The sequence below is a fragment of the Microbacterium festucae genome (genome assembly GCF_025421715.1).
GTDB lineage: Bacteria > Actinomycetota > Actinomycetes > Actinomycetales > Microbacteriaceae > Microbacterium > Microbacterium festucae.
In genome coordinates, this window is the sequence record NZ_JAOEFC010000001.1 from 963,830 (window position 1) to 985,247 (window position 21,418).

The window sequence follows — 21,418 nt, forward strand, 5'->3', positions numbered from 1 at the left end:
CTCACCCGCACTTTGTGGGACCCGGCACCCGACCACGTCCCGCGACAGGCGGATACCGCGCCCCGAACCCGCACTCCGCGGGACCCGCCCCCCACCCGCGTCCCGCAAACGGCGCCCACCGCCCACGGCACCGGCCCCCGCAACGGGATGCAACGTAGCGGGGCGTAGCGTCCACGGCATCCGAACCGCGGCGCGGATGCCGCGGACTCATGGACCGTCGAAGGAGACAGACATGACCATCGTCGAAGAGGGCGTCTCGAGCGTCTACGCCGCTCCCGGCCAGCGCGGGGCGGTCGCCGAGTATCGCGCCCGGTACGGGCACTACATCGGCGGCGAGTTCGTCGACCCGGTGAAGGGGCAGTACTTCGAGAACATCTCGCCGGTCAACGGCAAGCCGTTCTGCGAGGTGGGCCGCGGCACCGTCGAAGACATCGACCGCGCCGTCGACGTCGCATGGCAGGCGTTCGAGTCGTGGAAGCGCACGACGCCGGCCGATCGCGCCGTCATCCTCAACAAGATCGCCGACCGCATCGAGCAGAACCTCGAGAAGATCGCCGTGGCCGAGACGTGGGAGAACGGCAAGCCGGTGCGCGAGACGCTCGCCGCCGACATCCCGCTGGCCGTCGACCACTTCCGCTACTTCGCCGGCGTGCTGCGGGCGCAGGAGGGATCGCTCAGCCAGATCGACGAAGACACCGTGGCATATCACTTCCACGAGCCGCTGGGTGTGGTCGGCCAGATCATCCCGTGGAACTTCCCCATCCTCATGGCCACGTGGAAGCTCGCCCCCGCCCTCGCCGCCGGCAACTGCGTCGTGCTGAAGCCGGCCGAGCAGACGCCGGCGTCCATCCTGTTCCTCTTCGAGCTGATCGGCGACCTGCTGCCGGCGGGCGTCGTGAACATCGTCAACGGGTTCGGCATCGAGGCGGGGGCGCCGCTCGCGCAGCACAAGCGCATCCGCAAGGTCGCCTTCACCGGCGAGACCACGACCGGGCGCCTGATCATGCAGTACGCCTCGCAGAACCTCATCCCGGTGACCCTCGAACTCGGGGGCAAGAGCGCGAACATCTTCTTCGAAGACGTCGCGCGCGACACGTCGGATGCCTACTACGACAAGGTGCTCGAAGGGTTCACGTTCTTCGCCCTCAACCAGGGCGAGGTGTGCACGTGCCCGTCGCGCGCGCTCATCCAGCGCTCGATCTACGACCGGTTCCTCGGTGACGGGGTGGAGCGGGTGAAGAAGATCGTGCAGGGCAACCCGCTCGACCCGGCGACGATGATCGGCGCACAGGCATCGAACGATCAGCTCGAGAAGATCCTGTCGTACATCGACATCGGCAAGGCCGAGGGCGCCAAGGTGCTCATCGGCGGGGAGCGCGTCGACCTGGGCGGCGACCTGTCGGAGGGCTACTACGTCGCGCCGACGGTGTTCGAGGGGCAGAACTCGATGCGCATCTTCCAGGAGGAGATCTTCGGCCCGGTCGTCTCGGTGACGAGCTTCGACGACTTCGACGACGCCATCTCGATCGCCAACGACACGCTCTACGGCCTGGGCGCGGGCGTGTGGAGCCGTTCCGGCGACACCGCCTATCGCGCCGGACGCGCGATCGAAGCCGGCCGGGTGTGGACCAACACCTACCACCAGTACCCCGCCCACGCGGCATTCGGCGGCTACAAGCAGTCGGGCATCGGGCGCGAGAACCACCTGAAGATGCTCGACCACTACCAGCAGACGAAGAACCTCCTCGTCTCCTACGCCGACGGCGCGATGGGCTTCTTCTAACCCCCGGTCCGCTGTTCTCCCGCGCCTCCCCACCGCGAGAGAACAGCGGGGCGCCGAGGGAACGGTCGCCACCCGTTCCCTCGGCGCCGAGGTGTTCTCTCGCCGGAAGCGGCCGCGACAGCGGGCGGGGCGGGACGGGGAGACGAGACGGGGCCGGAACCAGGAGAGGGGTGCGGGATGGACATGGCTGAGACGTACGGGCGGGTGGCGGTGACCGATGCGGCGGCGCAGCTGCTGCGCGAGCTCACCGGGCAGCACGGGCCGCTCATGTTCCACCAGTCGGGCGGATGCTGCGACGGCAGCGCCCCGATGTGCTTCCCGGTCGGCATGTTCCTCACCGGGCCGAGCGACGTGAAGCTCGGCGACCTCGAGGTGGGGCTGGAGGCGCCCATCGAGGTGTTCATCTCCTCCGCGCAGTTCGAGTACTGGAAGTACACGCACATCACGATCGACGTCGTCCCCGGCCGCGGCGCCGGCTTCAGCGTGGAAGGCCCCACCGGCAAGCGGTTCATCATCCGGTCGCGGATGCTGACCGATGCCGAGCTGGAGCACTTCGGCCTCGCCCCGGCCTCCGGCGCCGGAACCCCGGCCTGAAGACCCCGCCCTCAGACCCCGCCCTCAGACCCCGCCCTGAAGACCCCGCCCTGAAGACCCCCGACGGTCAGACCCCGAGCGGCTCCCGCTGCTCGATGACGACCACGGGGTCGGTGCGGAAGATGATCTTGAAGATCGGGAAGTACACGGCGCACGAGATTAGCGCGTTGATGAGCATCGTCACCATGTCGGCGGCGGCCTCGCCGGCCGAGCCCATGCCCCAGGTCGTGATGAACAGGTCGTAGATCGGCGCCTTGTACAGCCCCTGCAGCGCGGCCGCCCCGAAGGTGATCACGACGTAGGCGGCCGTGTACCAGGCGGCGGCGATCCACGGGTTGCTGTTGGACTTGAAGGTGATGTTGCGCTGTGCGAAGAAGTTCAGCACCTGCGCGATGGCCAGGGTCAGCTGCACCGCGAGGAAGTAGGCCAGGCCGCCCCCGCCCTCGGGGAGCGCCCCCGCGGCGTAGTCGAAGACGAAGTAGTCCGATCCGATGGGCAGCGCCTGCAATCCGATGTCGACCAGCGGCGTCAGACCGAACAGCGCCTTGGCCACCGGCATCAGCACCAGCTGCAGCACCGTCATGCCGACGTTCAGCACGGCGAACACGATCAGCTGGGCGAGCGTCTGACGGGTGGCGGCGAAGAGGGCCCATCGGGCGCGCAGGCGAAGGAACACGCTGACCACCCGACCACGACCGCCACCCGCGGATGCCGTCGGCCGCGGAATCTGTCGCTCAGGCCGCGCGATCAGCCGCCCGCGACCTTTGGAACGGCCCTCTGACACCCGGCGCGACGGCATCCGGTGCCGCCGGAGGCGGGTTTCGGTCTCGTTACGAAACGGCCGTGAATACTGCCGTAAGCCACCGGCAGGTGAAAGATGAGTGACGCCCGCCCTCCGACGGGCGTCACCACACAGCAGAGGTACTACCCATGGCACTGCATCACAGCACGCGCGGCCGTCTCGGCCTCGCGATCGGCGCCCTCGGCGCGGCATCGCTCCTCCTGGCCGGCTGCGCCGGCGGCGGCAGCACCGGCGGCTCCTCCGGCGAGGCGTCCGGAGACCCGGTCATCGTCGGAACCACCGACAAGGTCACCACGCTCGACCCGGCCGGCTCGTACGACAACGGCTCGCTCGCCGTGCAGACCCAGGTCTTCCCGTACCTGGTCAACACCGACTACAACTCCACCGAGGTCGTCCCCGACCTGGCCGAGTCGGCCGAGTTCACCTCGCCCAACGAGTACACCGTCACCCTTCCCGCGGGCCTGAAGTGGTCCAACGGCAACGACCTCACCTCGTCGGACGTCAAGTTCTCGTTCGACCGCAACATCAAGATCGCCGACCCGAACGGCGCCTCGAGCCTGCTCTACAACCTCGACAGCGTCGAGACCCCCGACGACACCACCGTCGTCTTCAAGCTGAAGACCGACAACGACCAGGTGTTCCCGTTCATCCTCACGAGCTTCCCCGGCGCCATCGTCGACGAGGACGTGTTCTCGGCCGACGCGGTCACGCCCGACCAGGACATCGTCGACGCCGACGCCTTCGGCGGCCCGTACTCGATCACCTCGTGGGACTTCAACAAGACCGTCGAGTTCACCCCGAACGAGAACTACAAGGGTCTGCTCGACGCCCCCGTCAACGGCGGTGTGATCCTCAGCTACTTCGCCGAGTCGTCGAACCTGAAGCTGGCCGTCCAGCAGGGTGACATCGACGTGGCCTACCGCAGCCTCTCGGCCACCGACGTCGACGACCTGTCGGGCAACGACGACGTCAAGGTCGTCGAGGGCCCCGGCGGCGAGATCCGCTACATCGTGTTCAACTTCAACACGCAGCCCTACGGCGCCACGACCGCCGACGCCGACCCGGCCAAGGCGCTCGCCGTCCGTCAGGCCGTCGCCGACCTCGTCGACCGCGACGCGCTGTCGGAGCAGGTCTACAAGGGCACCTACACCCCGCTGTACTCGTACGTCCCCGAGGGCTTCGCCGGCGCGACCGACGCGCTGAAGGGTCTCTACGGCGACGGCGCGGGTGCTCCGGATGCCGCGAAGGCCAAGGCCACGCTCGAGGCGGCCGGCGTCACCACCCCGGTGGAGCTGAGCCTGCAGTACAGCCCCGACCACTACGGCCCCTCGTCGGGTGACGAGTACGCCCTGGTGAAGTCGCAGCTCGAGGCCGACGGCCTGTTCACGGTGAACCTGCAGTCGACCGAGTGGGTGCAGTACTCCAAGGACCGCACCTCCGACGTCTACCCGGCCTACCAGCTGGGCTGGTTCCCGGACTACTCCGACGCCGACAACTACCTGACGCCGTTCTTCCTCAAGGAGAACTTCCTCGGCAACCACTACGACAACCCCGAGGTCAACGACCTGATCCTCCAGCAGGCCGTCGAGCCGGATGCGGCCACCCGCACCGCCGACATCGAGAAGATCCAGGAGCTCGTCGCGGGCGACCTGTCCACGGTGCCGCTGCTGCAGGGCGCCCAGGTCGCCGTGACCGGTGCGGCGGTGAGCGGCGTCACCCTCGACGCCTCGTTCAAGCTGCGTTTCGCGCCGATCACCAAGTAAGTCAACGGGTGCGGGCGTTTCGACTCGCTGCGCTCGCTCAACGACCGGGTCCGGTCGTTGAGCGGGGCGCGCGGCGCCGAGTCGGAACGCCCGCACCGTACGTAAGGTAGACACCCATGACGACCGACGTCGCCGAACCGCCCGCCTTCCTGCACGCCCCGACCAAGAGCCGGGGCGGCGGCGGCACGCTCAGCCGCTACCTGCTGGTGCGGTTCCTGCTGATCTTCCCGACCGTGCTCATCCTGGTCACCCTCGTCTTCTTCCTGATCCGGCTCACCGGCGACCCGATCACCGCCGCACTCGGCGGGCGCCTCCCCGCCGACCAGCTGCAGGAGCGCATCCACGAGGCCGGCTACGACCGCCCGATCTTCGTGCAGTACATCGAGTACCTCGGGCAGATCCTCACCTTCAACTTCGGCACCACGATCACCGACAACCAGCCGGTCATCGACGTGCTCGCCACCTACGGGCTCGCGACCTTCGAACTGGTCGTCTACGCCCTCGTGGTCGCCTTCATCGTCGGCATCCCGTTCGGCATGGTCGCCGCCGCGATGCGCGACCGCTGGCCCGACGCGGTGCTGCGTGTCAGCGCGATCCTCTTCTATGCGACGCCCGTCTTCTTCTCGGGACTCATCGCCAAGCTCGTCTTCTCGGTGTGGCTCGGCTGGCTCCCGGTGTCGGGCCGCGCGAACGTGCGCACCGAGATCGCCCTCGAGCGCGGTGACGGCGGCACCGGCATCTACCTCATCGACGCGATCGCCAGCGGCAACCCCGCCTACGTGCAGGACGTGCTGGCCCACGCGGTGCTCCCCGCACTCACGCTGGGTCTGCTGACGGCCGGCATCTTCCTGCGCCTGGTGCGCACCAACGTCATCGGCACCCTCAACATGCCGTACGTGGACGCGGCGCGCTCGCGCGGCGTGCGCGAGGTGCGCCTCGTGCGCACCCACGCCTACCGCCCCGCGCTCATCCCGATCATCACCGTCATCGGTCTGCAGATCGCGCTGATGCTCGGCGGCGCGGTGCTGACCGAGACCACCTTCGAGTGGCAGGGGCTCGGCTTCCAGCTCGCGGGCTACCTGGCCTCGCGCGACTTCGTCGCGGTGCAGGGCATCGTCGCGATGATCGCGATCATCGTGGCTGTGACCAACTTCGTCGTCGACGTGATCGCCGCCTTCATCGATCCGCGAGTGAGGTACTGAGATGGCAAGACAACGTCTCGTCGACCGCCTGCCGGTCGTCCACCAGCTGCGTCAGAGCGTCGGCCTGCAGCGCGGGATGCTGGTGGCGGGCCTGGTCATCGTCGGCCTGTTCCTGCTCACCGCGCTCCTGGCCCCCTGGATCGCGCCCTACAGCTACAGCCAGCTGACCGGCCCCGACGGCAACTTCGGCGCCCAGCAGCCGCCGAGCGCCGAGCACCTGCTCGGCACCACCGTCGGCGGGTACGACGTGCTCTCGCGCGTCATCTGGGGTGCCCAGACCGCGCTGATGGTCGTGATCGTCGCCCTCGTGCTGTCGGTGTTCCTCGGCATCCTGCTGGGTCTGATCTCGGGCTACCTCGGTGGCTGGATCGACCGCACGCTCGTCGTCGTCGCCGACGCCATCTACGCCTTCCCGACCCTGCTGCTGGCGATCGTGGTGGCCATCGCGATCAGCGGCGGCCAGTCCGGGCTCTGGCCCGGCGTGCTCGCGGCCGCGGCATCCATCACCGTCGTGTTCATCCCGCAGTACTTCCGGGTCGTGCGCGCCGAGGTGGTGCGTGTGAAGTCCGAGGCGTTCGTCGAGTCGGCCAAGGTGATCGGCGCCTCGACGCCGCGCATCATGTTCCGCCACGTGCTGCGCAACTCGACCCGCACGCTGCCGCTGATCGTCACCCTCAACGCGTCGGAGGCGATCTCGACCCTCGCCGCGCTCGGCTTCCTCGGGTTCGGCATCCAGCCCACCGCGGCGGCGGAGTGGGGCTACGACCTCAACAAGTCGATCAGCGACGTCGCCGCCGGCATCTGGTGGACCTCGATCCCGCCCGGCATGGCCATCGTGCTGACGGTGCTCGGCGTCACCCTCATCGGCGAGAGCCTCAACGACCTGGCCGACCCGCGCCTGCGCGCGCGCCGCCGCGCCGGCACCACGAAGACACCGGCGGATGCCGTCGCCGCCGAGCAGCCCGCATCGCGCGAGTTCATGGGAGAGGTCGAATGATGACCGCAGCAGGCACCACGACGGCCGGTCGCCCGGCCGTCGACATCCGCGACCTCGACATCACCTTCGCCACCGACGGCGGCGACGTGCACGCCGTGCGCGGGGTGAGCCTCGAAGTCGCCCGCGGCGAGGTGCTCGCCATCGTCGGCGAGTCGGGCAGCGGCAAGACCGTGACCGCCCGCACGATCCTCGGGCTCCTGCCCGAGACCGCCATCGCCCACGGGGCGGTCGTGCTCGACGGCACCGACGTGATCGGCCTCGACCGGCACCGGCTGCGCGAGGTGCGCGGCACCAGCGCGGCCATGATCTTCCAGGAGCCCTCCACCGCCCTGAACCCGGTGTTCACGGTGGGCTGGCAGCTTGCCGAGGGCCTGCGCTCCCACGGCAAGGTGTCGAAGAAGCAGGCGCGCGAGCAGGCGATCGAGATGCTCCGTCGCGTCGGCATCCCCGACCCCGAGCGCCGCGTCGACGAGTACCCGCACCAGTTCTCCGGCGGGCAGAAGCAGCGCATCGTCATCGCGATGGCCCTCGCCCTCGAGCCCACCGTGATCATCGCCGACGAGCCGACCACGGCCCTCGACGTCACGGTGCAGGCCGAGATCCTCGAGCTGCTGCGCCGCCTGCGCGACGAGACGGGCACCGCCATCGTGCTCATCACCCACAACATGGGCGTCGTGGCCGACCTCGCCGACCGGGTCGCGGTGATGTACGCCGGCGAGATCGTCGAGACCGCGCCGGTGCACGACCTGTTCGCCGCGCCGCGCCACGAGTACACCAAGAAGCTGCTGGCGGCCGTGCCGCGCCTCGAGATCGTCGACCGCACCCGACCGGATGCCGCGCCCGGCACGGCGCCGGTGGTGGCGGCGGAGGATCTCGTGATCGAGTACCCCGGCCGGTTCCGCCGCGCGGGCTTCCGCGCCGTCGACGGGGTGAGCTTCTCGATCGCGCCCGGCGAGGTCGTCGGCCTCGTCGGCGAGAGCGGCTCGGGCAAGACCACCATCGGCCGCGCCATCGCGGGGCTCACCCCCGTGGCGGGCGGGTCGCTGAAGGTGCTCGGCGCCGAGATGAACGGGGTGCGCGAGCGCGCGTTCCGACCGCTGCGCAAACAGCTGGGCTTCGTGTTCCAAGACCCCGCGACGAGCTTCAACCCGCTGCTGACCATCGCGCAGAACATCGCCGAGCCGCTGCTCGTGCACGGCGCCGCTCGCGACGTCGAGTCGGCGCGTCCGCGCGTGGACGAGCTGCTCGACGCCGTGCAGCTGGGCGGCGCGTACGCCGACCGGTTCCCGCACGAGCTCTCGGGCGGTCAGCGGCAGCGCGCCTCGCTCGCCCGCGCGCTCGCCCTCGACCCGCCGCTGCTCATCGCCGACGAGCCCACCAGCGCGCTGGACGTCTCGGTGCAGGCGCGGGTGCTCGAACTGTTCGTCGACCTGCAGGAGCGGTTCGGCTTCGCGGCGCTGTTCATCACGCACGACCTGGCCGTGGTCGACATGCTCGCCCACTCGATCGTGGTGCTGCACAAGGGCAGCATCGCCGAGGCGGGGCCCACCGCACAGGTGCTCGGCGCCCCGAGCGACGCCTACACGCGGCGCCTCATCGCCTCGCTGCCGGTGCCCGACCCGGTCGAGCAGGCCGCGCGGCGCGCGGCGTCGCAGGCGGGCTGACGGGGCCGCGCCCGCGGATCGGGCGCGGCGGGCACGAGACGGCGCGCCCCGTGCTCGCTACGATCGCGGCATGAGCGCCGAGACCCCCGCCGACAGACAGCCCGGCGACCGGCATCCGCCGCAGCCGCCTCGCTCCGCGGGGCACCGCCCGGAGGGGTACCTCAGCGCCGAGCGGTGCGCGGCGTTCATCGACGCGGTCGTCGCCATCGCGATGACGCTGCTCATCCTGCCGCTCATGGAGGGCGTGTCGGATGCCGGCGGCCAAGGCCACTCCGCCGGCCGCTGGTTCGCCGACCACCAGGACCAGCTCACCAGCTTCCTCGTGAGCTTCGTGATGATCGCCCTGTTCTGGATGATCCACCACCGGCTCTTCCGGCAGGTCACCGCGGTGCCCACCGCGCTCATGTGGCTGGTGTCGGCGTGGCTGCTGACGATCGTGTGGCTGCCGGTGGCCACGTCGATGTCGGGGCAGTTCTCCGACGCGGACGGGCTCGTGCGCGCCGTCTACATCGGCAGTCTGTTCGCGGTCTGCGCGGCATCCTTCGTCATCCGCCTCTACGTGCGCGCGCACCCCGACATCTCCACCGTGCCGACGGCGACCGTGCGCGGCGACCTCGCCGTCGACCTGTCGATGATGATCATGTTCGCCGTGGCGCTGGGGGTCACCCTGCTGTTCCCGGCGCTCGGCTACTGGCCGCTGCTGCTGATGTTCCTCACCGGCGTGGTGCAGCGGCTCCTCCGCCGTGCGTGGCGCTGACCCGGGGCGGGGGTCAGGGGGGTCGGGGGTCAGGGGGGTCAGGGGAAGAACGAGCCGAGCAGGCCCCCGAAGACCCCGACCTGACCGACCACCCACAGCAGCGCGAACGCGCCGAGCACCACGATCGCGGCCCACGGCACGGCGCTCTTGAGGCGGCGTCCCGGCGCGGCCACCCCCGGCGGCGGGCGGAGCGCCTCGAGCGGCGGCGTGAACGGGAGGCTTCCCGCCGCGCCCGCCGGGTCGGCGGCGGCCGGCGCGCTCAGCCGGTCGTCGCGCCAGCGCTCCCACTGGTCGAGCTTGCCCAGCAGCGACCCCACCACCGAGAACAGCCACGCCCACGTCGACGGGTCGAGGGTCACCAGGTCGCGCTTGGCATAGAGGAACAGCCAGTCGTCGACGATCTCCACGTCGAGCGCGGCGGCGTTGTCGATGAAGCGCGCCATGATGTCGGGCGTGAACAGGTACAGCGCATCGGCCTCGTAGCCGGCCGGGCAGTACAGGGCGAAGTGCCGGTCGAAGTCGCCCTCCAGGCTCAGGCGCTGGTCGCGGTCGAACGAGGTCGGCAGGTTCGAGCCGAACAGCGAGTTGTTGCTCGTGGCATCCAGCACGATGTGCGGCAGCGGATGGGCGAGCTTCACGGCGACGTACCCCCAGCTGTGCGTCGACTCGTTCTTGCCGGAGCCGGTCTTGTAGCGGTAGTTGGCGAACTCGACCAGGCGCGGGCGGTCGCCGCGCACGATGTCGGTGGCCCGGCGGCTGTGGCCGATGCCGAACAGCATCCCGGGCAGCGGCGGTGCGTCGGCGCGGGCATACCAGGTCATGCCGTTGGCCTGCGCGAACGTGTCGAGGCGGTAGGTGCGCGCCCCGCCGGCGCGGCGCACCGCGTGCACGATGGCGAACACGGCGCCCGCGACGACGATGCCGAGCATCAGCACCGGCACGATGACGAAGCCGCCGCCGCCCGGGCTGCCGCTGTTCCAGGCCCCGAGCGCCGCCGAGAGCATGCCGACGGCGACCGTGCCGAACACCAGGAAGATGCCGAGCACGACGACCAGCACGACGACGGCGACGGCGGCCCCCTGCCCCGACGGCAGACGCCCGCTCTGCGTGAGGTGCTGCAGGTGGGCGCGCACTGTCGCGCGGTCGACCGGACCGGTGAGCGGTCGCGGGTCGAACCCGCTCACCGGTTCACCCCGTCGCCGTCCCACGACAGGTCGGCGTCGGGGCCGAGCGGCAGCGCCTCGAGGCGCGGGTCGGCGCACACGGCGCGAATGAGCTCCGCGCTGCCGCCGACGACCGTCGAGTCCCAGTCGACCTCCGACACCCACACCCACGCGCGGTCGGCCGGCCACACCAGGCTCGGGCTCTGCGCGCTCGGCGGGAAGCCCTGAGCTTCGGAGGGGCGGTCGCGCCACGGCATCCGCAGCTCCCAGGCCGGGTCGACCAGTTCGGCGACCCCGCCGCGGAACAGCACGTGGTTGCGTTCGGGGAGCGCGAGGCGCGGGCCCTCCGAGATGTCGCGCGAGAGGATGCCCTCCTGCCAGGTGGGCTTTCGGAACACCCTGTTGAGCACGTCGCGCGCGGCGGTGCCGAGCATCGCGTTGTGGCGGGCGAGGTCGGGGTCGGCGCCGTCGCCCATCTGGAAGAAGACGCGCGAGGGGCCGTGGCCCAGGTGCCCGACCAGCGCGGCGCGACCCTCCCAGAGGGCGACGCCCCCCTCGGTCGGGGTCGTCGTGGCCGCCGCCAGCACCTCGGCCAGCGCCGAGACGAGATCGGCCGGCATCCCGCCCATCTCGGGGTCGGCATAGCGCCAGCCGTCGGCGTCGCGGGGGTCGTCGACACGGTCGGCGCGGGCGTCGACGCGCGTGAGCGCGCTCCACTGGGCCTCGGGGTGGAACACGGTGCCCAGTGCGGCCGCGGTCGTGGCCCAGCTCACGCGCTCGGTGACCGTCTGCAGGTCGGGGTGCGCGTCGTGGAACCTCTCCCAGGCGCGGTGGTCGGAGTACGCGGCGGTGGGCCATGCCGTACCCACGGGGCGGTCGCGGGTGGCCGGGTGGAAGATGCGGGCGTACGCGGCGAAGCCGCGAGGCACCAGGTCGTGCATCGTGCCCCGCCACGGCTGGTCGATGCGCTCCCGCAGCCATTCCCCCGCGCTGACGTCCGGTTCCCACTCCATGAGCCCACGCTACCGGCGGGGCCGTGACCATCCGTCGGACCCGCGGTGCTGGTGTGACCCCTGTCGCCCCGCGAGTCGACTCCCGCCCCACCGCCCCGACGGATGGTCACCGCCCCGCCCGTTCCTGGGCCCGAAACCCCCGGTTCCGTCCCCGCCGCCACATCGGCTAGACTGTTGAGGTTGTCCGTCTGCGCCCATGCGCAGCAGCGGACACGTGCATCAACCCTCCTGGTGCCGGGAACCGCCCGGCATCCGTTCTAGTCCGAAGGAGGTGGGTTAGTGACGCACTCGCACCAGTACGAGCTCATGGTCATCCTCGACCCCGAGATCGACGAGCGCCAGGTCGCTCCCAAGCTCGACGGTTTTCTGAAGGTCATCACCGCTGATGGTGGCTCGATCGAGAACGTCGACGTGTGGGGCAAGCGCCGTCTCGCGTACGAGATCCAGAAGAAGAACGAGGGCATCTACGCCGTCGTCAACTTCACCGCCACGAGCGAGGCCACGCAGGAGCTCGACCGTCAGCTGAAGCTGAACGAGCAGATCATGCGTACCAAGGTCCTCCGCGCCGAGGAGGCGATCGCTCAGGTCGCCGCCGAGAAGGAGCGCGCTGAGGCCAAGGCTGCCCGCAAGGCTGCGAAGGCGTAACGACGATGGCCGGCGAGACCGTCATCACCGTCGTGGGCAACCTCACGGCAGACCCCGAGCTGCGTTACACGCAGAACGGCCTGCCCGTCGCGAACTTCACCATCGCGTCGACCCCCCGCACGTTCGACCGTCAGGCGAACGAGTGGAAGGACGGCGAGGCCCTGTTCCTTCGCGCATCGGTGTGGCGTGAGTTCGCCGAGCACGTGGCCGGTTCGCTGACGAAGGGCTCCCGTGTCATCGCGACCGGTCGCCTGAAGCAGCGCTCCTACCAGGACCGCGAAGGAAACAACCGCACCTCGATCGAGCTGGAGGTCGACGAGATCGGCCCCTCGCTGCGCTACGCGACCGCTCAGGTCACGCGCGCGGCCTCGTCCGGCGGTGGCGGCGGTAACTACGGCGGCGGCGGTGGTGGCCAGCAGGCCCGTCCGCAGCAGCAGGTTCAGCAGGACGAGCCGTGGGCGACCCCCGGCTCGGCGGCCCCCGACGCCTGGAGCGCCCCCGGCGCCTACGGCGACGACACCCCGTTCTGATTTCTCACAACTTTTAAGGAAGACCAATGGCTGGAAAGGCTACCGGCGATCGCCGCAAGCCGCGGAAGGGCGCGAAGAACGCCGCTCCCGCGAAGGCGATCCGCGTCGGCGTCATCGACTACAAGGACGTCGCAACCCTCCGCAAGTTCATCTCGGAGCGCGGGAAGATCCGCGCCCGTCGTATCACCGGTGTCTCGGTGCAGGAGCAGCGTCTGATCGCCAAGGCGATCAAGAACGCGCGCGAAATGGCGCTCCTGCCTTACGCCGGCGCTGGCCGCTAAGGGGTACCGATCATGGCAAAGCTGATTCTCACGAACGAGGTTGCCGGGCTCGGAAGCGCCGGCGACGTCATCGAGGTCAAGAACGGGTACGCCCGTAACTACCTCATCCCCCAGGGCTTCGCGGTCGCATGGACCCGCGGTGGCGAGAAGCAGGTGGCGTCGATCCGCGCCGCCCGCGACGCGCGCGCGATCCACGTGCACGAAGAGGCCGTGGCCCTCAAGGACGCCCTCGAGGCGACCAAGGTCAAGCTCTCCGTCAAGGCCGGTAAGGAAGGTCGCCTCTTCGGCGCCGTCAAGACCGCCGACGTGGCCGACGCCGTCAAGGCCGCCGGTCTGGGCGAGCTCGACAAGCGCAAGATCCACATCACCGCGCCGATCAAGGCCGTGGGCGAGCACGAGGCGACCGTTCGCCTCCGCGACGACCTCACCGCCGTGATCACCCTGCAGGTGGTCGCCGCGAAGTAATCGCGACGCACGACGGATGCCGTGGCCCTTTCGGGGGTCACGGCATCCGTCGTTTCCGGGGTCGTCGTGCGGGGGCGCGCCAGGCGTTGGCGCCCCCACACGGGCGTCCGGGTCACGCGATGCGGTTCCGACGGCGGGTGGCGAGGATCACCCCCAGCACCAGCGTGAGCGCCGCCAGCGACGGCAGGATGCCGGTGCTCCCGCCGGTCTCGGCGAGGGCGGTCACCGAGGTGGCCGCGGCCATCCCGACCACAGCGGTCGATGAGGCGGTTGCGGTGCCCGTGGTGCCCGTGGTGCCCGTGCCGGGGATGGTGGGCGTCACGGTGCCGGGCGTGGTGCCCGGATCCGTCGGGTCGACCGGGTCGACCGGGTCCACGGGGTCGACGGGGTCGACGGGGTCGACCGGCGCCGTCGGAACGGTCGGGGTCGTCGCGCCGCCGGTGGTGGCGTCGCCGGTCACCGAGATGGCGTTGCCGCCGAGGGTGATCGGCGCGGTGACAGGCAGCGCCACCTGGGTCCCGCCGAGGATGCCGTCGGTCCCGTCGGTGGTGGCTCCGCCGGTGCCGGTCGTACCGGTACCCGTGGTGGGTGCGGTGGTGCTGGAATCCGTGGTCTCGGCGTCACCGAGCACGGAGATGGCGTTGCCGCCGACGGTGACGGGGGCGGCAACGGGTGCTTGCACCTGGGTGCCGCCGGCCACGCCGTCGGTCCCGTCGGTGGTGGCTCCGGTACCGGCCGTGCCGGTGCCCGTGGTGGGTGCGGTGGTGCCGGCATTCGTGCTCTCGGCGTCGCCGAGCACCGAGATGGCATTGCCGCCCACGGTCACGGGGGCGGTGACCGGTGCCAGCACCTGGCTGCCGCCGGCCACGCCGTCGGTCCCGTCGGTGGTAGCTCCACCGGTACCGGCCGTACCGGTGCCCGTCGTGGGTGCGGCCGTCCCGGCATCCGTGGTCTCGGCGTCGCCGAGCACCGAGATGGCGTTGCCGCCCACGGTGATCGGCACGGCCGCATCGACGACCGCCTGAGTGCCCGAGGCGGTGCCGTCGGTGCCGTCGGTCGACGGGGCGGCGGGCGCCGCCGGAGCGGGCGCTGCAGCCGGGGCCGTCTGGGCATCGCTGCTCTGGGCGTCGCCGAGCAGCGAGATGCCGTTACCGCCCACGGTGATCGGCAGGCTCACCTCGACGAGGGCCTGGGTGCCCGACCCGGTGCCGTCCGCGCCGTCAGTCGACGGGGCGGTGGGCGTCGTGGCCGCCGCGGGCGCGGTGGTCGCGGCATCCGACGAACCGGCGTCGCCCAGCAGCGAGATGCCGTTGCCGGCAACGGTGACGGGCACGTCGAGCGAGATGAGGGCCTGGGTGCCCGAGAGCAGCCCGTCCTCTCCCGAGGTGTCTGCGTCGGCCGCCTGGGCGACCGTCGCGCCGAAGAACGTGAGTCCTCCGGCCAGGAGCGTGCCCCACAGGGCGCGCTTGACGATGGTGTTCATGATGTTCTTCTCCTCGAACTGATGTGTGGGACGGCGTGCGGGCGCACGCCGACGATGCATGCCGCGCAGAGGCGGCCGCATCCCCGGTCAGTCGGGGGAGACGTCGGTGGCGAGGACGGGTGCGGGCAGCGCCCACTCATCCCGTGGACGGCGTCGCAGCACCCAGGCACGGTGTGCGGCGAGCAGTCCGAAGGCGAGCAGCGCACTGAGGCCGAGGCCCCATCCGGCGGACGTGGCGAAGAGCGATGTCGCAGAGCCCAGGGGGGCCAGGAGTCCCATCGGGGGAGACGTCGAGCCCGCGGGCGCGACGGCATCCGTCGGCCCCATGGGCAGCACGACGGTCGCGAGGGTCGCGGCGGTCGCCGACAGCGCGGGCGCGAAGACCAGCACCGGTTCCGCCGGCGGCTGTCCGGCGACGGGCGCGGATGCCGTGGCTCGCGCCGCGATCACGGGGAGGCTCGCCGCGGTCGCGGGGCCGTCGGCGTCGCCGGGGAGCGGGAGACCGGCGCCCTGCAGGGGCGGCACCAGGCGATCGACGACAGGCAGCGCGGCGACCTCGTCGAGCACCGGCGTGAGGGCGCCCACGACGGGGTCGAGGGTCTCGAGCACCGGCGCCAGCACCGGGGCGAGGGGCGCCGTGGCGTCGGTGACGACGTCGATCACGGGGCCGAGCACGGGTGCGGCCGCGTCGACGACGGGCTCGACCACCTCGAGCACCGGCTCGGTGGCAGCGACGACGGGGGCGACGACCTCTGCCACGGGCGCGATCACCGGGGCGAGGGGTTCGAGAACGGGGGTGACGACCTCGCCGACCGGTTCGACGATCGGGGTCGTGATGGGGGCGACGACCTCGCTCACTGTCGTGGTGACGGGGGTGAGCACCGCACCCACGGTGTCGGTGACCGGCGTGAGCACCTCGCCGACGGCATCCAGCAGGGAGCCGAGGGGACGATCGTCGTCGTCTGCGTGGGCGGCGGTCGGACCGATGAGGATCGACAGCAGCATCCAGAGGAACGCAGCACCGACGCCCACGGCGGCGAGCATCGCGCCTCTGCGATACGACCGGAGTGTCATCCCGTCCACGTTCACCTCCACGACGAAGAGTCCGATGCCGGCCGGGGGTCCGACATCTCAAGGTGCCTGGTGAGCGCTGACGTTACTCGCGGCCCCGGGCGCTGTCTAGAGGTTTCGCGCGCACGGCCGGGAAAAAGCCGTTCACCGGCGATGTTTCCCGACTTGACAGCGAGGGCACCTATCCCCATGGTTGTCCCCAGTTCGCGGCGGAAGCCCGAACCTTCAAGTGCCACTTCAATCCCATTCCACATCCACAGGGTGTGAAAACTGAAAACCCCGGTCAGGATGGTTAACGAGACGCGAAACTCGCCCGACGTCGGCGGTTCTCCACACCCTTTGTGCACAGCCTCACCGGCGTTTCCCGCATCTTCTCCACAAAGTTATCCACAGGGCGGTTTGCGACTGTCGGAGGCCATCCCTAGCGTGTGCTGAGGTCCGGAACCCCCGGCTGGACCGTACCGGTGGAAAGAGGCTGCATGTCGATCGCGGATATCTCCGAGGAGCGGCTCGGCGCACCCCGCGACAACCAGCGCATCCCGCCGCACGACCTGCTCGCCGAGCAGAGCACGCTCGGCGGCATGCTGCTCTCGCCCGACGCCGTCGCCGACGTCGTGGAGGCGCTGCGCGGCACCGACTTCTATGTGCCCAAGCACGAGCTGATCTTCGAGGCCATCCTCAGCCTCTACTCCCACGGCGAGCCCACCGATGTGGTCGCCGTCACCGACGAGCTCATCAAGACCGGCGACCTGCAGCGTTCGGGCGGCGCCGACTACCTGCACTCGCTCACCTCGATCGTGCCCACCGCGGCCAACTCCGCCTACTACGCGTCGATCGTGCGCGAGCGTGCGCTGCTGCGCCGCCTCGTCGAGGCCGGCACCCGCATCGTGCAGATGGGGTACAACGGCCAGGGCGAGGCGCTCGACCTGGTCAACAACGCGCAGGCCGAGATCTACTCGGTCACCGGCGCCGAGCAGGCCGAAGACTACGTGCCGCTGCAGGTCGCCGTCGACGCGGCCGTCGACGAGATCGAGGCCGCCCGCGGCCGCGACGGGCAGATGACCGGCATCCCCACCGGCTTCGCCGGGCTCGACGCGCTCACCAACGGTCTGCATCCCGGTCAGATGATCGTCGTCGCCGCGCGCCCCGCCATGGGTAAGTCCACGCTGGCGCTCGACTTCGCACGCTCGGCGGCGATCAAGGCCAACAAGCCGACCATCTTCTTCTCGCTCGAAATGGGCAAGAGCGAGATCGCGATGCGCCTCATGAGCGCCGAGGGTGCGGTGCCGCTGCAGTCGATGCGAAAGGGCATGCTCGACAACCGCGACTGGACCACCATCGCCTCCACGCGCGGCCGCATCAACGACGCGCCCCTCTACATCGACGACTCGCCCAACATGACGCTCGTCGAGATCCGCGCGAAGTGCCGCAAGCTCAAGCAGCGCGTCGGGCTGCAGCTGGTGGTCATCGACTACCTGCAGCTCATGACCAGCGGCAAGCGCGTCGAGAGCCGTCAGCAGGAGGTCTCCGAGTTCTCGCGCGCGCTCAAGCTGCTCGCCAAGGAGCTGCAGGTGCCCGTGATCGCGCTGTCGCAGCTGAACCGTGGCGCCGAGCAGCGCGCCGACAAGAAGCCCGCGATCAGCGACCTGCGTGAGTCGGGATCGATCGAGCAGGATGCCGACATGGTGATCCTGCTGCACCGTGAGGCCGCCTACGAGAAAGACAGCCCGCGCGCCGGCGAGGCCGACCTGATCGTCGCCAAGCACCGTAACGGTCCGACCGACACGATCACCGTCGCCTTCCAGGGCCACTTCTCCCGCTTCACCGACATGGCGCCGGGGGACTTCGGGTAGGTCTCGCCGGGCGATGGCAGCTGCGATCGGCGGCCGATGCTCACCGAAGACCCGCAGGCTGTCCCGTGCGATCTCGACAGAGGCGCGCCTCACCCCGCCTCAGATGCCGAGCACGCGGCCCCTGTCCCACCCGAGCCGCCGCGCCTACGCTGAGCCGACGGATGAGATGGAGCCGCAGACGGCGGCGGGCAAGGTGCTGTGGCACTTCACGATGTCTCTCGACGGTTTCGTCGCCGGCCCCGGGCATTCGATGGACTGGATGCAGGGGCTCGAAGAGGGCGAGCGTGACGTGGTCGCCGACTATGTGGCGACCACGGGCGCGGTGCTCGGCGGACGTGACGGCTGGGATGCGTTCCCCGACGCGAGCATGACCTACGGCGGGCGCTGGAGCGGCGCGACGTTCGTGCTCACGCATCATCCGGGCGACGCCGCGCCCTCGCCCGGCGTCACCTTCCTCGACTGCGACGTCGCCGAGGCCGTGCGGATCGCGCTCGAAGCGGCAGACGGGAAGAACGTCGAAGTGCTCTCGCCCACGATCGGCGCGCAGCTGCTCGAACGCGGCCTGCTCGATGAGATCGACATCCACATCGCCCCGGTGCTGCTGGGCGACGGCATCCGCCTCTATGACAACCCCGGCGGATCGCCGATCCCGCTCACCCTCGTGAACGGCGACTCCGGACGCATCGAAGTGGGCCTGCGCTTCCGGCCGCTGCGCGCCTGACCCACCCCCACCCGACCTGCGGATGCCGCGGCGTCGGCTAGCATTCCGGCATGACGAACCCGGCTGCGATCGATGACGTCCCGATCGGCGGCGAGGGCATCCGCCTCGGTCAGTTCCTCAAGTTCGCGGGCATTCTCGACTCCGGCGGCGACGTGAAAGAAGCCATCATCGACGGCTTCGTCTCGGTGAACGGCGAAGTCGACCGCCGCCGGGGCCGGCAGCTGCAGGTCGGTGACATCGTCACGTTCGACGGGCGCAGCGTTCGCGTCTGCCCGTAAGGCCGGCGCGGCTCCCGCTCCCCCGCCTCAGCCGGTCAGCTGGGCGAGCAGTTCGTGGGGCCCGGTTCCCGAGGACTCGACGATGCGTCCCTTCGCCACCCGGTACATCGTGAACTCGGCGACGTTGACGTGGCGCCGGGTGGGTGCGACACCGCGGAAGGCGCCGAGGTGCGTGGCGCTCGCGCGCAGGTGGGCGGCGATGCGGTCATCTTCGACGATCAGCTGGATGCGACGCCACTGCCAGTCGGGAAACGCGCGGAACAGGTCGTCGAGGTCGGAGATCCAGGCATCCGCCCCGCCGGGGAGGTGCGCACGGCGTACCGCCGGGTCGATGAACTCGCGGATCGCCGCGAAGTCGCGCCGGTTGCACGCCTCGAGGAAGTCGGCGTACCAGGCGTGCATCTCCCACGGCTCCATCCCTCCATTCTCGCCAGAGGCGCGAAGGGGTGGCCCCGTCGGCGTGGCTCACGCGATGCGCAGCACCAGCTTTCCGGTGTTCTCGCCGCGGAACAGCCGCAACAGGGTCGGGCCGAAGTCGTCGACCGCGCCGTCGACGACGGTCTCGCGCGCGATCAGACGCCCGTCGGCGGCCAGTCCCGCCAGCGCCTCGAGGGCGGCGGCATCCTTCTCGGGGTAGTCGAACACCAAGAAGCCCTGCATGCGCGCGCGGTTGACCAGCAGGCTCATGTACCGCCGCGGGCCGGGAGGCGGCGCCTGGTCGTTGTACGACGCGATCGCCCCGCACAGCACCACCCGCGCACCGCGCCGCAGGTTGGCCAGCGCCGCGTCGAGGATCTCGCCGCCGACGTTGTCGAAGTAGATGTCGATGCCGCCCGGGGCGAGCTCGCGCAGCCGCCGCAGCACGTTCTCGTTCTTGTAGTCGATGGCGTGGTCGAAGCCGAGCTCGCGCAACCACGCGCACTTCTCGGGCCCGCCGGCGATGCCGATCACGGTCGCTCCGGCTGCGCGGGCGATCTGGCCGGCGACGCTTCCCACCGCCCCCGCGGCGGCGGAGATGACCACGGTGTCGCCCGCAGACAGCGCGCCGACCTCGTAGAGGCCGTGGTACGCGGTGAGCCCGGTCATGCCGAGCGCCCCGAGCCACGTGGCCGCCCCGGCGACGTCGGTGTCGATGCGGCGCACCCCGGTGCCGTCGCTGAGCGCATACTCGGTGACCCCGAAGGTGCCGGTGACGGCGGCGCCGACCGGGAAGTCCGGATGCCGGGAGTCGGTGACCGTGCCGGTGCCCTGCGCGCGCATGACGGCGCCCAGCTGCACCGGAGGCAGGTACGACGGCACATCGTCGAGCCAGCCGCGCATCGCCGGGTCGAGGGAGATGTGGTCGACGGCGACGACGAACCAGCCGTCGCCCGGAGCGGGCAGCTCGTCGGTTGTCACCGACCACGTGTCGGCATCGGGAAGTCCTGTCGGACGCTGGGCGAGACGTACCTGGCGGGTCGTGACCATGTCGCCACCCTACGCGCCGGGCCAAGGGGCGCGGGCCGCGGCCGATCGGTGCTCGCGCGGTGCGGGTCGGGCCCGTGGGACGTCGTCTCGGCCGCCCCCGACTTCTCCGACGACGTGTGGGAGCTGTACGACACCACCGTGGACTGGACGCAGTCGAACAACCTCGCCAAGGAGAACCCCGCCAAGCTCGCCGAGCTGCAGCAGCTGTTCCTCATCGAGGCGACGCGCTACAACGTCATCCCGCTCGACGACCGTGCCGCCCAGCGCATGAACCCTGAGTTCGCCGGTCGACCGACGATCGTGCAGGGCGACACGTTGCGCCTCTACCCCGGCATGACCCGCCTCAACGAGAACGTCGCGATCAACGTGAAGAACCGCTCGTGGTCGGTCACCGCCGAGATCGTGGTGCCCGACGACGGCACGCTCGAGGGCGCGATCGTCGCCCAGGGCGGTCGCACCGGCGGCTGGTCGTTCTTCGGCGAAGACGGCAAGGTCGGCTTCCACTACAACTACTGCGGGCTGCTGCGCAGCACGGCGTTGTCGACGGATGCCGTCGGCTCCGGCGTCCATCAGGTGCGCGCCGAGTTCGCATATGCCGGCGGCGGCATCGGTCGCGGCGGCACCGTCACGCTCTACGTCGACGGCGTCGCCGCGGGCACCGCGGAGGTCGAGCGGACCCACCCGATGTACTTCTCGTTCGACGAGGGACTCGACGTCGGCCGCGACACCGGCATGCCCGCCTACGAGGGGTACAAGCAGTGGGGCGCCGAGTTCACCGGCACGATCCACTGGGCGCAGATCGACCTCGGCCTCGACGACCACAGCCACCTGCTCGACCCCGAGGAGTGGCTGCAGGCGGCCATGCGTCACCAGTAAGGGGCGGGAC

General features: G+C 70.5%; 22 protein-coding genes. 15 read left to right on the top strand and 7 right to left on the bottom strand.

The window, feature by feature from the left end; genetic code table 11:
• Nucleotides 1-232: 232 nt before the first annotated feature.
• Nucleotides 233-1,783, top strand: coding sequence for an acetaldehyde dehydrogenase ExaC (gene exaC / locus N3K63_RS04210; RefSeq protein WP_261578742.1), 1,551 nt, complete (start codon nt 233-235; stop codon nt 1,781-1,783).
• A gap of 183 nt (nt 1,784-1,966) precedes the next feature.
• Nucleotides 1,967-2,377 (top strand): DUF779 domain-containing protein, encoded by a 411-nt coding sequence (locus N3K63_RS04215; protein ID WP_261578743.1) that lies wholly within the window; start codon nt 1,967-1,969, stop codon nt 2,375-2,377.
• 67 nt (nt 2,378-2,444) lie between these two features.
• Here N3K63_RS04215 and N3K63_RS04220 read toward each other — a convergent pair whose 3' ends face one another.
• Nucleotides 2,445-3,053: a hypothetical protein gene (locus tag N3K63_RS04220; protein WP_261578744.1), complete on the bottom strand. Its 609-nt coding sequence runs from the start codon at nt 3,051-3,053 to the stop codon at nt 2,445-2,447.
• Between the two features lie 254 nt (nt 3,054-3,307).
• Here N3K63_RS04220 and N3K63_RS04225 point away from each other — a divergent pair, with 254 nt between their 5' ends.
• From N3K63_RS04225 to N3K63_RS04245, 5 genes are all read left to right on the top strand, one after another.
• Nucleotides 3,308-4,942, top strand: a complete 1,635-nt coding sequence (locus tag N3K63_RS04225; protein WP_261578745.1) for an ABC transporter substrate-binding protein — start codon at nt 3,308-3,310, stop codon at nt 4,940-4,942.
• 116 nt (nt 4,943-5,058) lie between these two features.
• On the top strand, nt 5,059-6,144 hold the full coding sequence (locus N3K63_RS04230) for an ABC transporter permease (protein ID WP_261578746.1): 1,086 nt from the start codon (nt 5,059-5,061) through the stop codon (nt 6,142-6,144).
• Between the two features lies 1 nt (nt 6,145).
• Entirely contained in the window at nt 6,146-7,141 is a 996-nt protein-coding gene (locus tag N3K63_RS04235; protein WP_261578747.1) for an ABC transporter permease, read from the top strand.
• A complete protein-coding gene (locus N3K63_RS04240; RefSeq protein WP_261578748.1) occupies nt 7,141-8,805 on the top strand; it encodes an ABC transporter ATP-binding protein in 1,665 nt (554 codons plus the stop codon). The genes N3K63_RS04235 and N3K63_RS04240 overlap by 1 nt, the downstream gene beginning before the upstream one ends.
• Before the next feature lie 70 nt (nt 8,806-8,875).
• The gene (locus N3K63_RS04245) at nt 8,876-9,562 is read left to right on the top strand and encodes a TMEM175 family protein (RefSeq protein WP_261578749.1); all 687 of its coding nucleotides are present in this window, start codon (nt 8,876-8,878) and stop codon (nt 9,560-9,562) included.
• A 38-nt stretch (nt 9,563-9,600) separates the two neighbouring features.
• On the opposite strand, the gene N3K63_RS04250 is transcribed toward N3K63_RS04245, so the two are convergent.
• The gene (locus tag N3K63_RS04250) at nt 9,601-10,746 is read right to left on the bottom strand and encodes a hypothetical protein (protein ID WP_261578750.1); all 1,146 of its coding nucleotides are present in this window, start codon (nt 10,744-10,746) and stop codon (nt 9,601-9,603) included.
• Nucleotides 10,743-11,738: a hypothetical protein gene (locus tag N3K63_RS04255; protein WP_261578751.1), complete on the bottom strand. Its 996-nt coding sequence runs from the start codon at nt 11,736-11,738 to the stop codon at nt 10,743-10,745. Before N3K63_RS04255 ends, N3K63_RS04250 begins: the two co-directional genes overlap by 4 nt.
• Before the next feature lie 306 nt (nt 11,739-12,044).
• Here N3K63_RS04255 and rpsF point away from each other — a divergent pair, with 306 nt between their 5' ends.
• Genes rpsF through rplI form a run of 4 tightly spaced genes read left to right on the top strand, consistent with a single transcriptional unit; the run spans nt 12,045 to nt 13,659 of the window.
• Nucleotides 12,045-12,383: a 30S ribosomal protein S6 gene (gene rpsF, locus N3K63_RS04260; protein ID WP_036282987.1), complete on the top strand. Its 339-nt coding sequence runs from the start codon at nt 12,045-12,047 to the stop codon at nt 12,381-12,383.
• A gap of 5 nt (nt 12,384-12,388) precedes the next feature.
• A complete protein-coding gene (locus N3K63_RS04265) occupies nt 12,389-12,913 on the top strand; it encodes a single-stranded DNA-binding protein (RefSeq protein WP_261578752.1) in 525 nt (174 codons plus the stop codon).
• Between the two features lie 26 nt (nt 12,914-12,939).
• Entirely contained in the window at nt 12,940-13,194 is a 255-nt protein-coding gene (rpsR, locus tag N3K63_RS04270; protein WP_005054609.1) for a 30S ribosomal protein S18, read from the top strand.
• A gap of 12 nt (nt 13,195-13,206) precedes the next feature.
• Entirely contained in the window at nt 13,207-13,659 is a 453-nt protein-coding gene (gene rplI / locus N3K63_RS04275; protein ID WP_261578753.1) for a 50S ribosomal protein L9, read from the top strand.
• A gap of 112 nt (nt 13,660-13,771) precedes the next feature.
• Here rplI and N3K63_RS04280 read toward each other — a convergent pair whose 3' ends face one another.
• Entirely contained in the window at nt 13,772-15,142 is a 1,371-nt protein-coding gene (locus tag N3K63_RS04280) for a chaplin family protein (protein WP_261578754.1), read from the bottom strand.
• A gap of 87 nt (nt 15,143-15,229) precedes the next feature.
• The gene (locus tag N3K63_RS04285; RefSeq protein ID WP_261578755.1) at nt 15,230-16,216 is read right to left on the bottom strand and encodes a hypothetical protein; all 987 of its coding nucleotides are present in this window, start codon (nt 16,214-16,216) and stop codon (nt 15,230-15,232) included.
• A gap of 476 nt (nt 16,217-16,692) precedes the next feature.
• Between N3K63_RS04285 and dnaB the strand changes: the two genes are divergently transcribed.
• The 3 genes from dnaB to N3K63_RS04300 all read left to right on the top strand — a co-directional run bounded on the left by dnaB (nt 16,693) and on the right by N3K63_RS04300 (nt 19,065).
• A complete protein-coding gene (gene dnaB / locus N3K63_RS04290) occupies nt 16,693-18,066 on the top strand; it encodes a replicative DNA helicase (protein WP_261578756.1) in 1,374 nt (457 codons plus the stop codon).
• A 166-nt stretch (nt 18,067-18,232) separates the two neighbouring features.
• Nucleotides 18,233-18,787, top strand: a complete 555-nt coding sequence (locus N3K63_RS04295; RefSeq protein WP_261578757.1) for a dihydrofolate reductase family protein — start codon at nt 18,233-18,235, stop codon at nt 18,785-18,787.
• Between the two features lie 50 nt (nt 18,788-18,837).
• Nucleotides 18,838-19,065, top strand: a complete 228-nt coding sequence (locus N3K63_RS04300) for an RNA-binding S4 domain-containing protein (RefSeq protein ID WP_261578758.1) — start codon at nt 18,838-18,840, stop codon at nt 19,063-19,065.
• Nucleotides 19,066-19,092: 27 nt separating this feature from the next.
• On the opposite strand, the gene N3K63_RS04305 is transcribed toward N3K63_RS04300, so the two are convergent.
• Both N3K63_RS04305 and N3K63_RS04310 read right to left on the bottom strand, forming a co-directional pair.
• Nucleotides 19,093-19,482, bottom strand: a complete 390-nt coding sequence (locus tag N3K63_RS04305; protein ID WP_261578759.1) for an ester cyclase — start codon at nt 19,480-19,482, stop codon at nt 19,093-19,095.
• A 48-nt stretch (nt 19,483-19,530) separates the two neighbouring features.
• Nucleotides 19,531-20,532: an NADP-dependent oxidoreductase gene (locus tag N3K63_RS04310; RefSeq protein ID WP_261578760.1), complete on the bottom strand. Its 1,002-nt coding sequence runs from the start codon at nt 20,530-20,532 to the stop codon at nt 19,531-19,533.
• Nucleotides 20,533-20,580: 48 nt separating this feature from the next.
• Between N3K63_RS04310 and N3K63_RS04315 the strand changes: the two genes are divergently transcribed.
• Nucleotides 20,581-21,408: a hypothetical protein gene (locus tag N3K63_RS04315; RefSeq protein WP_261578761.1), complete on the top strand. Its 828-nt coding sequence runs from the start codon at nt 20,581-20,583 to the stop codon at nt 21,406-21,408.
• Nucleotides 21,409-21,418 lie beyond the last annotated feature (10 nt).